The sequence below is a fragment of the Streptomyces sp. NPDC048639 genome, from assembly GCF_043199075.1.
GTDB lineage: Bacteria > Actinomycetota > Actinomycetes > Streptomycetales > Streptomycetaceae > Streptomyces.
Genome location: NZ_JBICVP010000010.1, coordinates 216,679 through 231,975 on the forward strand (window position 1 = coordinate 216,679; position 15,297 = coordinate 231,975).

Here is a 15,297-nt window from a genome sequence, read left to right on the forward strand (position 1 = left end):
CGGCACCTGCAACGCAGATCGGTGGGCGACATGGGAACGGCACCAACCGGGCTGGCAGGACGTTCCGAAGAGATGCGGGAACTGGACACCGCCATCACCAGAGCCTCCACCGGGCTCGGTCGGGCCATCCTCCTGGAGGGCGAACCGGGGATCGGCAAGACCGCGCTGCTGCAGGCAGCCGCGTCTCATGCCCGGGAGGCCGGGATGCGGGTGCTGTACGGGGCGGCGGAGGAGCTGGAGCAGCGTCTTCCCTTCGCCGCGATCCAGCGGTGCCTCGGCATCGGCACGGCCCGTGCCGACACGCAACTGAGTGTCCTGGCGGGACAGATCCGCGGCGAGGGGCGAGCCGAGGGCGTCCCGGAAATCGAAACGGACTTCGCGACCGTCGAGGCCATCCTCGCCCTCCTCGACGACTGGTGCTCAGCGGGTCCAGTGGCGCTGACGCTCGACGACCTCCAGTGGGCGGACCACGGCACACTCGTACTGCTCAACCAGCTCGGTAAGTCCCTCCACAGCCTGCCTCTGGTGCTGCTCATGGCAGCCCGCTCCACCGCGGCCGACGAGGAGCTGAACCAGCTTCGTCACAGCCTCATCGGCCGCGGCGCCGTGCTCGTGGAGGTCGGGCCGCTCAGCGACCACGCGGTGTCCCAAGTCGTCAATGGTCTGCTCAGCGCCCCGGCCGGGCCGACGCTGCGCGGGCTGCTGAGGGACGCGGCGGGCAATCCGCTCTACGTCACCGAGATGCTCGGAGCGCTGGAGCGAGAGAGCGCGATCCGCATCGTGCACGGCTCGGCGGAGGCCGACACCGCCGCCGTACCCGCCTCGCTGGTCTCCGCGATCGTGGGCCGACTGGACTGGGTGTCCCCGGAGGGTCTGGAGGTCCTGCGAACCGCGTCACTGCTCGGCTCGGGTTTCACCGTGCCGGAGCTGTCGACCGTGACGGGCAAACCGGCCGCGAAACTGGTGGACTCGATCACAGAGGTCGTCCGCTACGGCCTGTTGAGGGAACAGGGCGAAAGGCTGGTATTCCGCCACGACTTGATCCGGCAGGCACTGTACGAGGCGATTCCGGCGCGCGCCGCGTCGCACAGTGCCGTGGGCCGTGCGCTGGCCAGAAGCGGTGCCCCGGTGGAACGCGTCGCCGAACATCTGCTGATGAGTGACCGCGGGGGCCGGGACGCATTGATCGACTGGGTGGCCGACCACGCCACGGCGCTCACCCAGCGCGCGCCGAGTCTCTCCGTCGAACTGCTGCAGCAAACACTCCGAGTTGCGAGACCAGGCAGCCAACAAGCCGGCCACCTGGAAACCCTGCTGGCTGCGGCCCTGCTGTGGGCGGACCGCGCCCCGGAGGTCCAACCGCAGACCGAGGAGGCCCTGCAGCACGTGCACGACCCGGCGCTGCGTAGCGAGCTGCTCTGGGTGCTGGCCCTGGCGGACATCGCCTGCGGCCGCCCGGACCACGCCGCGCAGCGGGCCCAGGACGCCCTGGCCTCGGGAGGCCTATCGCCCCCCGAAGCCCGGAGGTATCAGGCCTTCCTGTCCACCTGTCTCTTCCGCCTCGGCGACTTGCCACGGGCTGCGGCGGTGGCGGAGGAGGTCCGCCCCGCCGCGGCGCAGCACGACGAGCACCACGCCATGGTCGACGCCTATCTCACCATCGCGATCGTGCAGTTGTTCCAGAGCCACTACGTCGAGGCCATGGATGCCGCCGAACACGCGCTCCGGAACGCACCGGGACAGGCCATACCGGCGTACAGCCTGATCGCTCTCCACCTGATCCGGGGGCGCAGCCTGTTCGAACTCGACCGGGCCGAGGAGGCACACCAGTCCACCGGGGAGGGCATGCGCATCGGCGAGAGCAGTGGCGCCATGATGCTGATGCTGTGTCATGCCAACCGGGCATCCTTCATGTTCCATTCCGGCCGTTGGGACGACGCGCTCGCCGAGGCCCAGGTCGGGTTGGAGCTGCCGGATTACCTGAGCAGCAAGACGCCCCAGGCCTTCCACGGCCTCATGGCGCTCATCGCCGGGCTCCGGGGCGACTTTGCGACCGCCGACGCCCGCCTTGCCAAGGCTCATGCCGCCAGTGCCACCGCATCCTCGCCCACCATCCCCTTCTTCGAGTATCTGCCTCGCTGGGCGAGGGAGGTGCGACTCGAGTCCCAGGGCAGACGACACGAGGCGCTCGCCGACCTGTTGGACGGGTGGCGGCGGGGCTTCGGCCCGTTCAGAGGCGTGGGGCTGTTGTTCCGGGGCGCGGATCTGGTGCGGCTGGCCATGGATCTCGGCGAGCCGGACACCGCGCGGGAAGTGATCGCGCAAGCGGAGCGAAGCGAGGGCACGGAACGCTCGACACCACGGTCCCGCGCCATCATTGCCCACTGCCGGGGGCTGGTCGACCGGGATCCCGACACCATCGCCGCTGCCGCCGACTACTACTGGCGGACTCCATGGCTGTTCTCCCGCGCGCAGTACTACGAGGACTACGCCGCGGTCCTCGCTCTGACCGGTCGCCTGGACCAAGCTCGGACGCGGCTCGACCAAGCGCTCGATGCCTACGGCCAGATGCGCGCCGACTGGTGCATCACCTGTGCGGAGGAACGGCTGGTGGCCGCCGGCCTGCCGAGGAGGCGCTCTGCTCGCAGGCGGCGGCCGGCCACTGGCTGGGACGCCCTCACCGACACGGAGCACAAGATCGCGGCGCTGGTCGCGGAAGGACTCTCCAACCCAGCCATCGCCGCCCGAATATTCCTCTCCCGTCGGACGGTGCAGTCACACGTGTCCAGCATCCTCAGCAAGCTCGGCCTCACCTCCCGCGTCGAACTGGCCACCGCCGTCGCCCGGCAGCGGTGACCGACTTCGTTCGGCCCGGATGCTCAGCCGTTCCGAGTTCGGTCTCCGCGATGGTGATGAGCTCGGCGTCGGACTTCTGTTGCTTGCCTGCTATGGCTCCTGACATGCCTTCAGGACCTCAACACCCACCTATGTAAGGAAAAATGCCCTCCGCCACAGCCATCTGCAACACGCCCTCAAGACCATGTCCGAAGTGATCGTCGGTCGCTTGGCTGTTCATGGGGCGGGGTACGTGGAGTTGGATTGTTCCGGACGGGCTGTGGGAGATCGCAGAGCCGTTGATCCCGCCGTCGAAAACGAGTCCGCGGGGCGGGGGGACCAGGACGCTCCACGAGACACGTTCGCGGCGATCAGGCGCTCGGCTGCTGCAAGCGACTCATCCGACTCACCCATAGGGCATGGTCGAAGGCCCCCATTGGGAGGCGATGCACGGATCGGTGCTCGCGTCGGTTCAGGGGTTGGAGCATGCTGATGGTCTCCAGTTTCTGGGTTGGGAGCTGGCTGACAAGGGCGGTCCCGAATCCACTGGTGCTTGGGCGGGGCCGCCCTTGGTTGAGCTACGGCGCAGAGAGAGTTTGGGAGTGCCCGGACCCTGGCGCAGCACTCAACTGCATCGGCGGAAAATCCAGGGCCTCATTTGGTCGCACGTCGCCCGTCTTTTCCTCACTTGCGGGCGGATGCTTCAGTGGGAACTGCGTCGCAAGAACGCTGACTTCACTTGCATCATGCGAACATCCATTTGAAATGTTGGGTCATCGGTGCATTTGAATCGAAAGGCTGATATCGGGTGACGAAACAGCGCGGACGGCCTAAGGGGGGTTAGTGATGCACGTCGGCGGAGGTAGGCGTGACTTCGTTCTTCAATCCGGAGAAGGACTGAGAAGGAGAATGAAGTGCGTAAATTCACCAGGGCATCATTCACTGCTGTTGTTGCGGCGGGTTTGATCTGCGCTTCCGCGGCGGCCGCGACGGCCGGCGAGCGGGGGCACCACCCGCGTGACAACTATGACCAGTTCAACGTGTGCGGGAACGTCCATCAGGAGCAGTACGGCAGCCTCCTCGATGGGCTCCTCGGGAATGAGCAGGAGGCAGAGGGCCCCGTCATCTGCCAGAACGGCGTGGAGAACTCCGTGGACCGCCACACTGTCCGGTTCTCGCTCCTCCCCCTCGACGGGGCGCCGACGAACTGAAGCGGACGCTGAGGCTCAATACCTGAGAGCTTCGCGCGACCTTTCGGAGACGGCAACGGCGCTCGGAGGACGATGCCGCGCGCCGAGGCCTTGTGCCGGAGGGGATCATTTTCGTGGGGAGAATACGCCGGTGTTCTACGGCGTATTCTCCCCACGCCTTGTCACGGGGGTGCCAGGACTTACGCGAGGCCGGCCCCGGGCGTGCGTGCTGCCGCTCGTGGAGCACTCTTCAGAGCCATTGTCGCGGGACTCACGATCGCGGCCGGTGGGCCGGGCGCTTACCCGAGGGGCAGGCCGTACGGCGGCGGCTCACTTCAGTTCGGCTCGGTGTAGCAGGCTGCCCGGGCGTAGACGTCGCAGGCAGGTTTGCGGACGCGGGCGTGCTAGCCACAGCAGTTCAACCCCCCCCACTCCCGTGTCCAAAACCGAAGGCGCCCTGGCCGACACATTCGAGGAACGTGACACCGCCGAGCAGAAGAAAAGCACCTGCTCAACATCACTCTGGCGACGTTGCGATGGGCCCGTGCGAACGACCCGGAGTTTCCGCGCCAACGCGCACTCATCTGCTGGCGACGCCTGAAGTCATTGCAATACGAGTGATAAGAGTTCTATGAAGCCCAGGAGATCCACCTCTGCAGGCAGATGATGGCTGAGGTGGCCTGAGGGGCCGGGCCGTCGACCGGCTGAGTGGCACGCTACGGCACGGGTGAGAAGCGGGGCGTGGGGCGGCCTCATGGAAGCCGCACATGCCGCTTCTCCTCGGCTCTTCTCTCTTCTCCGCTTCTCCCCCCGCCCTGGCCGGTCGGACGCGTCAGCGTCGCACCAGGTGCAGTCTGAGCAGGGTGTAGTCCAGCGCGGTGATGTTGTGTCGCCGGTCCGAACCAGCTGCGTCGGCGCGGCCCGGGCCGCGCCGACGGCGGCGATCCACGCGTCGATGCGGCTGCCCGTTCCGGTGCGATCAGCTGCCAGGTGGACGTTCGCGTAGTGCAGCCCCTTGAGCGCGTGTTCCAGTTCGGTGTTGGGATCGATGCCCGCGACCAGCAAGTTGTGGTCGTTCTTGATCAGGTCCAGGTTTCCGGCTGCGTAGAGGGCGGACGCCCGCGTGTCGTAGAAGTCCGGCCGCGCTTGTAGCACCAACGTCAGGGGGTTGGTGAAGGTCTTCGAGCCGAAGGTGGCGGGCTCGTGGGTGGGCGGGAGCGGGAGGGCCGGCGGTGCGTGGTGCGCGATCGGGGCCTGCGTCCCCCACATGGTGTGCCAGGACCGCGCCGCGCCCGCTGGGTCGGTGTCGTACATCTGGAAGTACAGGCCGACGGAGTTCGGGTGGGCTCCCACCTCGTGGGTCCGCGCATGGTTCTCGAGCGTCATTACTTCGGTGCCGTCCTGCGCCACCACCCCCGCGAAATGCGAACTCCACACCGCGCCGCTTTCGAACACCGGGTCTGCGGGCCGGGAGTAGTCGGTGTGGCTGCCGGGCGTGGGCGGGAGGACCGTGCCCGGTGCGAACGCCAGCACGGAGCAGGTGAGGAACGCCTCGCCGACCCCGGGTACGGCCCGCTCGTTGACCCCGAGGCCGGCTACCGCGCCGGTGAAGGCGGCGGTCGGTGCCTGGAGCATCTGCCCGTACGGCCGTGCGATGTTCCGCTGGCTGTCCGTCAGGGCGGTGCCGGCGCCGCCCATCGGGGCCGGACGGGCCCCCGGCAGCAGGTTCCGGGCGACCTCGTATTCGTACAGCGACGCCGGGTCGACGGCAAGTGGCGCGAGGAATCGCGGCATGAGGTCGTTGGAGCCGATGACCGCGTTGACGACCTGGTTGCAGTTCTGGTCGCACTGCACGGTGAGGTTCGAGGTGCCGGTGGCGATGTGCTGGGGTACGGCCCGCCAGAGCACCCGGCCGGGCAGGGTGATCTGCTGTGCGCCGACTCCCACGTCCTTGAGCAGCCGGTAGTGCGCACCGATCAGCGCCAGTCGGGCGTTGCTCTCGTTGATCACCGCGTCGGTGGCGTAGAGGACCTTCGGCTGACGGAGGTTTGAATCGCAGTGCTCGATCGCCATGTTCCCGGCGGCGGAGAGACGCAGGTGCGCGGTGGCGGGCGGGGTCGACTGCAGGTTGGGTACGGCGCCGTTCATGAACGTGCCTGTCCGGGCAGCCACGTTGAGTACCTTCGTCTGCCCGGGGAACGCGTCCCCCGGATTCGACGGGCCGTTCCCCACAGCGCCCGGCATCTGGAGGTTGAGCGCCAGGCGCTGCGCGGCGGTGGTGACCACGGTGTAGTGCTGCGTGATCGGCCTGGCCACCGCGCCGGGCACATTCCGGAGACCCGGCAGGACGACCGGCCGGCCGCCCGCCACCGTACGGCCCGCCGCCAGCGCTTCCGCCTCCAGTGCGGCCCCCGCCGCGGAGTGGGCCCGACCCGCCCGCTGCTGGAGCACGTGCGCCAGCTCGTGGGCGAGCAGCTCTCGGCCCCACCGCGTGTGCGGGCGGTATCTGCCTGATGCGAAGACCATGTCGTCGCCCATGCCATGGCGGGCCTGCCGCCCGGCACGGTCCCGGACTCGTGCACCCGGATCCCGCGCAACGACGCCCCGAACAACGCTTCGAGCTCGGTGCGCAGCGCACCTCGTAGTTCTCGTACGGTCATGGCCCCCGCACGATGGCCGGGCCTCTGCCCGGCGGGGCACCAGCTTGGGGCAGATCCGCCGATGGAGCAGACCTTTGCCCGTGTTCGACACCTGATAGGGGGAGTCGGGGGATCGGCGGCTGTTCGGACGCTTTGAAGACTCGAGGGATTGCTCTTCCGGGCAGCACGAAGGAGGCTCAGGAGCGTCCTGCCGCCGTGACTTGCGATGGGGCGAGGGGAGGGCCGCGTCGGTGTGGGGCGGCACCGGGGACGGGTCACGGAAGCCGGTCCGGTTGCGTGGTGCTCCGTCGCCCGTCCAGATCCGCTGGACGCCCCCTAGGAGCTGTCGGCGACTTCGAATTCGCGCATCATGTACACCTCGTCGTGCAGGTTGCCGTCGGCGGCAAGTGTGTTGCGCGGCATGCGCCCGACCTCGACGAAACCACGCTTTCCGTAGAAGCCAACTGGCCCAGTCTGTCCATCGGTTGTCAGGTAGAGCTGCCGCAAGCCCTCGGCCACGCAGAGATCAACAGCGGCGTCGAGCATGGCCGTCCCGATTCCCGCGCTGCGGCCTTCGGGGATCACATGCATGCGCTTGAGCCAGGCCCAGTGACTCTGCGTATGGTCGCGGTTCAGGACAACTGCCAGCCAGCCGAGGAGAGTGCTGTCGCGCTGCACCACCACGAGGCGTGCCGCATCGTTTCTGACCTTCTTGACGAGTTCGGCGGAGGCCGGCTCGACATCCTGGGCGCTGACGGGTGGCAGAAATCCGATTCCCGCGCCTCCTCGATTGGTGACCTCCACCCAGGTTCCGACCATTTCCGACTCCAGCGTCGGCGTCAGCTGAGGATGGGTGATCACCCTGACGCCCCCGCCCAGTTCGCGTACGGTGGTCCCGGAGGGACCCGACGGCTCGGACCCGACCTGGCCGTGTGGTCGACCGGGCTGCATGCGGTGAAACATCCTGTCTCTCCTCATTCGTCTCGCCCGTTGCCGGAGGGGCCGTTCAGGGGGTGGAGCCGCAGTTTCGGCCGGTACGCCCTGTTGGCTTGCCGAGGCTGAACACGTCCGGGTCCTCCGTTGTTCCTTCTTCCGTAAGACACCCTTACCTCCTGATTCTCCAGCGGGGGCCAGTTCTGGATCAGGACGGCCGACGGTTGCTGATGGGGCGGATGCCGCCGTCAACGGCCGCCCCTGGCGCCGATGGCAACTGCCAGGCGGATCCGTCGAACCGCCCGAAGACCACGAACCCCGCCAGCTGATGTATGCAAGGCCGGGGCAATGGTCTCCGACTCCCGGAAGCAACTCACTCCTGCCGCCCGGCGCCACGGTGAGCTCGAACTCGCCCAGCTCAACGAGCCGGACTTGCCGCACGTCGTGACGATGGAGCCCTCCGAATGCCGACCTGGTGGCGGAGTGGCGGACTGCTCGGCGTCGAGCTGGTGGTGGGCCCAGACGTGGCTCCCGGGAGCGGCAAGTCGGTGATAAGGACGGTTCGGACGCGCCGTCTTCGTCGACGACGGCCTTGAGGGCGGGGAAGTAATCGAGAAGGACGACAGCCGGTGCGCCCACCTCGCGCGTGACCTCAATGCCGGCGTCGCCTCCGGTCTCCTGGCCCGCTCATGAGGAACCGATGAGCGCAGCCGCGCACAGCAGGACTGCGGCCCACAGGCTCGCCGTGTCTTCGGCACCTCCTCCGGAGTCGATCAGGACTTGGTGCGCCTTGCCGACCCTGAATTCCACGTGATCGACGGCTTGACCAGCCGAGCCCACAAGTGGCTCCGAGGCTGGTGCCGGCGTCGGAAACATCACCGCTGGGAAGAAGCAACAGGCCACGTAGCGCCCCTGAGCCCGGTGTTGACTCGAGAGATCGTGGTTTCCGAGGCCAGGTCCGTGTAGCGTCATCCTCAGCTGTCGTGGTTCCGAAGTCTTTCCGCCCGTGAGCACATGCACGGGCGGTTTTGCTGTCAGCGTCAACGCGAGCCAGGGCGATCACCTCCGGTTCCCGCGCGGTGCGGGAACCGACCTCATCGAGTCCCTGTGGAGGGCAAGCATGGCTACCGGAACCGTGAAGTGGTTCAACTCGGAAAAGGGCTTTGGTTTCATCGAGCAGGAAGGCGGAGGCCCCGACGTCTTCGCCCACTACTCCAACATCAACGCTGGCGGATTCCGTGAGCTCCAGGAGGGCCAGAAGGTGAACTTCGACGTCACCCAGGGCCAGAAGGGCCCCCAGGCGGAGAACATCACCCCCGCCTGACCTTCCAGCGGCGCCATGGTGGCCACGCTCCCGCCTGCCGGGAGCGTGGCCACCATGCGCTCGACAGAGGTCAAGGGGCGACTCGGCCGGTGGAGCCAGGCGACCGCTCCCGAGTCCGTTCGGTCGACGACCACCCGGGGGAGTGGGAAGTCCTACCACCCGACGTTCCACCCGGGCCTCGAAGGGCAACGGCCCGGCAGACGGACATGCTGCCCCAACGCCTCCGTACGGAGCCACATCCTGTGAGCCCGACAGATGTCTCGGGGTGCTCACGAGTACGGCTGACCAGCGGCGCATGGGCCCTCCAAAGATTGCTTCCCCATCGCACGGTGATCGCTTGCCACGTGCGCGACACGGCTCAGCTCCGGAGGTGCCGAGGCCGCGGGAGCCGGCTCAAGCCTGCCGGTGGGGAAGCCGGTCATGCATCGTGCTCCTGCAAGGTCAACAGCAGTTACCCGCGCGGCTCAAGCACCCCTGCAGGGGTGGAACTCCCACCGGAGATCGCCCGCAGCCGGATCGAGCGACCACGTTGCCATCACGCTGACGCTCACTGGTTGGTCGGGAAGCGTGAACAACAGGTCATGGTTCAGGCCGCACATTGGCCCCAGAGTGTCGGCTTCCGCGGAACAGTGAAGACCAATGCCACTCCGGTGAGCGCTGAGCGCTGAGCGCCAGTGCCAACAGGCGGGCTGCGGAAGGCAACCGGGACACCCGTGATCCCGTGGTCGCGCGCGAAGCCCGGTGTGCGGCCCGGGCGCGGTCGCGGCGGCCGGGCCCGGCCCACAACTGCGCCATCCAGCAACTGCGCCGTCACCTCCCGCTCACAGGATCGGGATACGTCACCTGCCGGCGTCCGCAGCCAGTTGGCGGGCTCGAGTTCGTGCCAGGCTTTGGGGAGCGGTCCGAAGGCACAAACCGCGGTGCAGACCACGGGGGAGTCCGACCGACCGACCGGGTCGCGCGCTGGGCGCATGCGGCGTGACCGTGGGTGATGGCTTCTTGCGGTATGTGTGACAGGGGTCGCCCTTTCCGGGTCGGGAGTGGCAAGCTGCACGGAACGGATCTCACGGCGCATATCGCCGCATGGGGTCTCTGTCTCCTTCATGTGGCTCTGCTGAGGTTGGAACACATTGTTGAGAAACTTGATCAAGCTCCGGGGGAGCGGTGCGTTGCGCGAGTGGGGCTGGTTCGCCCCGCCTGCGCGCCGGAGCCCGCGGCACCGCCGCGCACAGAGCGCGTCACCGCATCGTGAGCGGATATCCGACCTGGCCCCCGACCGGAACGGCGGCCCGGCCTCCGCCGGGGCGCCCCAGATCTCGCACGTCGCGAGCCCTCTGCCGGATTTCGTGCCCCAGCCGCGGACCAACGAGGGCTCGCGCCCGGCGCGGTCCGCTCAGAACCCCCCTCCCGCCGACGCCGGGCGGGACCCCACCGAAGCGCCCGGCCCCGGTACCCCCGCACCACTCCCCGTCGACACCGGTTCCAGCCCGGAAGCGGCCGCTGCCCCAGCGGAGAGCACCTCCGGCGCCGGCTCCGCTTCCCCCTCGCCGGACGCGATCCTCATCCGCCGCACCCTGGCCGAGATCGGGCCGGTCGCGGACAAGGTCATCTCGTACTTCTACGCGATGCTCTTCGTCCGGCACCCCGATGTGCGCGTGCTCTTCCCCGCCGCCATGGATACCCAGCGTGACCGCCTGCTCCACGCGCTGCTCACCGCCGCCGAGCACGTCGACGACGCGGACACGCTCACCGAGTACCTCGTGGGCCTGGGCCGTGGCCACCGCAAATACGGCACGGTGTCCGACCACTATCCGGCCGTCGGCGAGAGCCTGCTCCTCGCGCTCGAACGCTATGCCACGAAGAGCTGGGACGCGGAGACCGAGGCCGCCTGGGTGCGCGCCTACACCGCGATGTCCCAGATCATGATCGACGCCGCAGCCGAGGACGAGGTCAAGGCTCCCGCTTGGTGGGAGGCAGAGGTCGTCTCGCACGAACAACGCACCTCCGACATCGCGGTCATCACCGTGCGGCCGAGCCGGCCCTACCCCTTCCGGGCAGGGCAGTACACGATGCTGGAAACGCCGTGGTGGCCGCGTGTCTGGCGCCACTACTCCTTCGCCTCCGCGCCCCGCCCCGACGGTCTGCTCTCCTTCCAGATCAAGGCACTCCCGGCCGGCTGGGTCTCCAACGCCCTCGTCCACCGCGCGCGTCCGGGCGACGTCATCCGTCTCGGTCCGCCCGCCGGATCGATGACCGTGGACCATGCCACTGACAACGGCTTGCTGTGCCTGGGCGGGGGCACCGGGATCGCGCCCATCAAGGCGCTCGTCGAAGACATCGTCGAGCACGGCTGCAAGCGCGCGGTCGACGTCTTCTACGGCGCTCGCAGTGGCCACGAGCTCCACGACATGGACACCTGGCTGCGGCTGGAGCACGCCCACCCGTGGCTCCGTGTCCGCACCGTCGTCGCCGAGGGGCCCACGCCGTCCGGGGCCCTGAGGGGCCTGCTTCCCGAGGCTGTGGGGCGGTTCGGCCTCTGGGACACATGCGACGTCTATCTCGCCGGACCGCCCGGCCTTGTCAGCAACGGCGTCGACACCTTGGTCGGGCTCGGAACTCCGCCCCACCGGATCCGTCACGACTCCATCGCAGAGTTGCACGCTTCCGTGCACGGTCAGGGCACTTGAAGCGAGAAGTAGACGGCTGAGGCCCGCACAGGATCCACTCCGACAAGGCACGCTCACGGCCGACGGGTTACCTCCTCCGCCGCTGACGCTCGATGCGGCCTTGAATCGAGCAACGCGTGGGTAGTCCACCACGCCGGTGGATCAGGTGTTGACGACCCTCATCGCCGTGGCAGGCACGCTCCTCGGTCCCATCCTCGGCCCCCTCTTCCAGAAGCGCGCCACAGATCGCTTCGTTCGCCGCAGCGCCTTCACGGTCGCTGCCAACGAGTTGCTGCGCGGCCACTCAAGGCTGCCGACAGAGAGCTATCCCGATTCCCAAGATAGTTAAAGTATGGAATCATCCATGTGGGTGCTCACCTCGGCCGGGCCTGCGCGTTCCGACCGAACCGTGACGATGAGCGGTCCGGAGGGGAGTCGGGCGACATGCGCGGTGGCCGCGTGGTTGGCATCGGGAGCCGAGAGGGAGTGCGAGTAGGCATGGAGGCTGCGTCGGCAGGCGGGAGTTCAACGGGATCGTCCGTGGCTATGGCCGTCGCAGGAGTCGGGTACTGCGCTGTCTACCCGGTCTTGGTGCTTCTGGGGGCTGGCGGTTGGGTGTGGGGGGAGCCTCACCGGCTGACCTCGTTCGAGTACATGCTGTACGCAATATATGGAACATTGGGTGTCTTTCTCATCCGGGGTGCACGGAACCCCATTCGATACCGGACACTGATCGACTACACCATCGTTTCGAATCTCCTTCACGCAACTGCCATGCTCTACTTCGCAGTTACCGATCACCGGGAGCACGAGCATCTCAGCGTCACAGGGGATGTCGTCGGCACCTATGCCGCCGCACTCATCCTGCTTGCCGGACATCCCGCAGTCGGAATCGCTCGGTTCCGCCGTCGGCGCAGCAGCGACGCACAGTGAGCGTCAGATCATGCCGTCATGTTCGATCAGCCTTGGAAGGGATCGTGCGATGAGTAGTTGGTGTGCCGAACGCCTCCCCAGGGGGGTGACCCGTCGGCTGAGGCGTACTGCGGGTGGTTTAGCGCTCGTGGTGCTCGCCGGGACGCTGGTCGTTGGGCCTGACGTGGATGCGACGGCGGGTGAACGCTTCGCGCATGGCGCTTTGGCTGTGGCGCGTAACGGGGATGGACGTCTGGAGGCGTTCGCTTCGGATTCCAACGATCAGATGTGGCATCGTCAGCAAGTCTCGGCTGACTCCCCGGAGTGGAGTGAGTGGAAGCCGTTCGGCGGGGTGCTGCGCTCGGTGGCAGCGGAGGCGAATGAGGACGGTCGTCTTGAGTTGTGGGGTGTGAATAGTTCGGGCGAGATTTTCCACCGGTGGAAGACGACTGCGAACAGTGACATCTGGAGTGCCTGGGAAAAGGTTCCCGCGTCTCCCTTGAAGTCGGTTGCGGTCGGCCGTAACGGGGATGGGCGTCTGGAAGTCTTCGCCACGAATGCGGCTTCCGAGACTTTCGCCATGTCGCAGGTCAGTAAGAACACCAACGTGTGGTCCGGGTGGAAGCCTTTCGGAGGAGCCCTGCGTTCCCTTTCGGTGGAGCGGCAGGCTGACGGGCGTCTGGAGCTCTGGGGCATCGACAACTCGGGCAAGGCTTTCCACCGCTGGAAGACCAAGGCGAACACCGACAACTGGAGTGCGTGGGAGCAGATGCCGGCTTCGCCGTTGACCTCGGTGGCGGTGGGTCGGAATGCCGATGGCCGCATGGAGACGTTCGTTACCCGAGACGACGACTCCCTCTTCCGCACGTGGCAGACTTCTGCAGACACCAATAGATGGTCCGAGTGGCAGAGTGCGTTTGGCAGGATGCGTTCCGTGGCCGTCGAGGGCAACAAGAACGGCACTATGACGCTGTTGGGCGTCGACAAGGACGGGGCCCTTTATCAGGACGTGCAGAATCGCCCCTCGGTCGACGACTGGTCGGGGTGGCAGAAGCTCCCCGGTGCTCTCAACGCCAGGACCACGATAAAGATCACTTCCGATGATCAGGTCGACGCGTTCCTGGACGCGATCAAGGTGCAAGATGCCGAGGTGAGGATCAGCGCCGGCGTCAACCTGAACCTTAGCGGCCTTCAGGACATTCTCATTGCTCCAGGGGTGCAGATCATCGGTGAGCGGACCAAGGAGTTTCCACGCGGGCCGCGTATCTACACCACGACGTTCCCTGAGGTGTTCCTGAAGATCGGCCGGGACTACGAGGGGTACCACCTGACAGCGGACAATGTGCGGATCAGCGGGATCCGGATCGACGGCGGTCTCGGAACGCGCCAGGCGGAGGAAGAAGAGCCGCACTCAATCGGGGTGCAACTTGCATCAAGTCGAGGTGTCAAGATCGACCACTCGGAGTTCTACGGGTGGAGCAACATGGGAATCCAGGTCCGGGACGAGCAGAACCGGCTCGATATCGCCAGGCGGCAGGAGCTGCCGCACATCACGGACAACTACTTCCACCACAACCAGCACCAGACCGGTGACGTCTTCGGCGGTGGGCACGGTGGTGGCTACGGTGTCGAGGTGACGTATGGCGGCACCGCTCTGATCGAACGAAACACGTTCGACCACAACCGGCATGCCGTCGCGGGAGATGGCAGAGCGGGTAGTGGTTTCCTGTTCTACCGCAACATCGTCGAGGCCGGCGGCGGGTGGAACACGGACGTCTACCACACCCACCAGATCGACATGCATGGGCGTGACAACTGCGGAATCTTCGGTTCCTACAACTGTGGTCTTGCCGGTGAGTACATGGACGTCGCCTACAACTGGATCAGGTACACGGCCGGTACCGGCGTCAAGCTGCGGGGCACCCCGACCATCGACATGACCGTGCATCACAATCTCTTCGCCCACAAGAACAAGTGGACGGACGCCATCTTCCGAGACGGTGCCTTCGACCAGACCGAGAAGGGCCTCAAGGAGTCGGACAACAGGTTCGGTGTCACCGATGAGCCGATGATGACCTCGGTCTGCGACTTCAACGGCGACGGGACGAAGGATCACTTCCGTGCCAACGGTGTGACCTGGTGGTGGTGGGATTCGGAGGGTATTCAGCACTATCTGAACCAGTCCACCCTGAAGTACAAGGACATCACGGAGTACCGTGACTACAACGGGGACGGCCGGTGTGACGTCATCGCCGGCAGCAAGATCTTCATCACCCCCGCCGATGACTAGGCTCTGAGCCTTTTCGACTCGGCCACCTATCGAGTGACATGAGGGTGGCTGGGAGACGGGTGAAGCCCCCGGGCTGTCGAGCAAGGTCTCTACGCTCAACTCTTCAGCCTTGGGGCTCCGTTGGTTCCTTGTCCTGCCGTGCTCGATGTCCCGCGCAGTTGCGCCTCTCGATAGTGATGGGGGGCGTCGGGGCAGTGACGGCGACACGCAGAGTTCCTGAAGAACGGCTATGAATCGCACCGGCTCGCCGGATGACACGCGGGGAGCAGGAACTCCAGGTCGGGGGCGACGTCGATGCCGATGTCAAGCTACTCGTCCACCACCCCAACGCGGCGCCCCCGCTCCCGTCCGACGGCGATGTGCGCTCGGTCACCGGCAAGAGCGATTCCGACCGCGAGTCACGCACGGTCGGCACGGGGGAAGTCCGGATTTCGCAGGACGTGTGAGACGTTCCCGTACCGGCTCACGAGCCACCCCAGCCCGGGGAGTTGGGCCAGGGGGATCTCCT

At 66.8% G+C, this 15,297-nt stretch carries 9 protein-coding genes and 1 pseudogene; 8 read left to right on the plus strand and 2 right to left on the minus strand.

Annotated elements, in window-relative coordinates; all coding sequences use genetic code 11:
• Positions 1-30 precede the first annotated feature (30 nt).
• The 3 genes and pseudogenes from ACGFNH_RS26890 (at position 31) to ACGFNH_RS26900 (ending at position 4,046) form a co-directional block, all read left to right on the plus strand.
• Complete coding sequence (locus ACGFNH_RS26890) at positions 31-2,856, plus strand: ATP-binding protein (protein ID WP_393657922.1); 2,826 nt, start codon at positions 31-33, stop codon at positions 2,854-2,856.
• Between the two features lie 218 nt (positions 2,857-3,074).
• A pseudogene (locus ACGFNH_RS26895) lies at positions 3,075-3,179 on the plus strand (IS5/IS1182 family transposase); the annotation flags it as partial.
• A 570-nt stretch (positions 3,180-3,749) separates the two neighbouring features.
• Positions 3,750-4,046, plus strand: a complete 297-nt coding sequence (locus tag ACGFNH_RS26900) for a hypothetical protein (RefSeq protein WP_393657924.1) — start codon at positions 3,750-3,752, stop codon at positions 4,044-4,046.
• Between the two features lie 582 nt (positions 4,047-4,628).
• On the opposite strand, the gene ACGFNH_RS26905 is transcribed toward ACGFNH_RS26900, so the two are convergent.
• Together ACGFNH_RS26905 and ACGFNH_RS26910 are read right to left on the minus strand one after the other, a co-directional pair.
• Positions 4,629-6,929, minus strand: coding sequence for a DUF4157 domain-containing protein (locus ACGFNH_RS26905; RefSeq protein WP_393657926.1), 2,301 nt, complete (start codon positions 6,927-6,929; stop codon positions 4,629-4,631).
• A 71-nt stretch (positions 6,930-7,000) separates the two neighbouring features.
• Complete coding sequence (locus ACGFNH_RS26910) at positions 7,001-7,627, minus strand: GNAT family N-acetyltransferase (RefSeq protein ID WP_393657928.1); 627 nt, start codon at positions 7,625-7,627, stop codon at positions 7,001-7,003.
• A 1,090-nt stretch (positions 7,628-8,717) separates the two neighbouring features.
• Here ACGFNH_RS26910 and ACGFNH_RS26915 point away from each other — a divergent pair.
• The 5 genes from ACGFNH_RS26915 (at position 8,718) to ACGFNH_RS26935 (ending at position 15,235) form a co-directional block, all read left to right on the plus strand.
• On the plus strand, positions 8,718-8,921 hold the full coding sequence (locus ACGFNH_RS26915) for a cold-shock protein (protein ID WP_393657930.1): 204 nt from the start codon (positions 8,718-8,720) through the stop codon (positions 8,919-8,921).
• Positions 8,922-10,063: 1,142 nt separating this feature from the next.
• Positions 10,064-11,608, plus strand: a complete 1,545-nt coding sequence (locus ACGFNH_RS26920; RefSeq protein ID WP_393657932.1) for a globin domain-containing protein — start codon at positions 10,064-10,066, stop codon at positions 11,606-11,608.
• 525 nt (positions 11,609-12,133) lie between these two features.
• Positions 12,134-12,520, plus strand: a complete 387-nt coding sequence (locus ACGFNH_RS26925; protein ID WP_393657934.1) for a DUF6632 domain-containing protein — start codon at positions 12,134-12,136, stop codon at positions 12,518-12,520.
• 127 nt (positions 12,521-12,647) lie between these two features.
• Positions 12,648-14,789 (plus strand): tectonin domain-containing protein, encoded by a 2,142-nt coding sequence (locus ACGFNH_RS26930; protein WP_393657936.1) that lies wholly within the window; start codon positions 12,648-12,650, stop codon positions 14,787-14,789.
• 251 nt (positions 14,790-15,040) lie between these two features.
• Entirely contained in the window at positions 15,041-15,235 is a 195-nt protein-coding gene (locus ACGFNH_RS26935; protein ID WP_393657938.1) for a hypothetical protein, read from the plus strand.
• Positions 15,236-15,297: the final 62 nt, after the last annotated feature.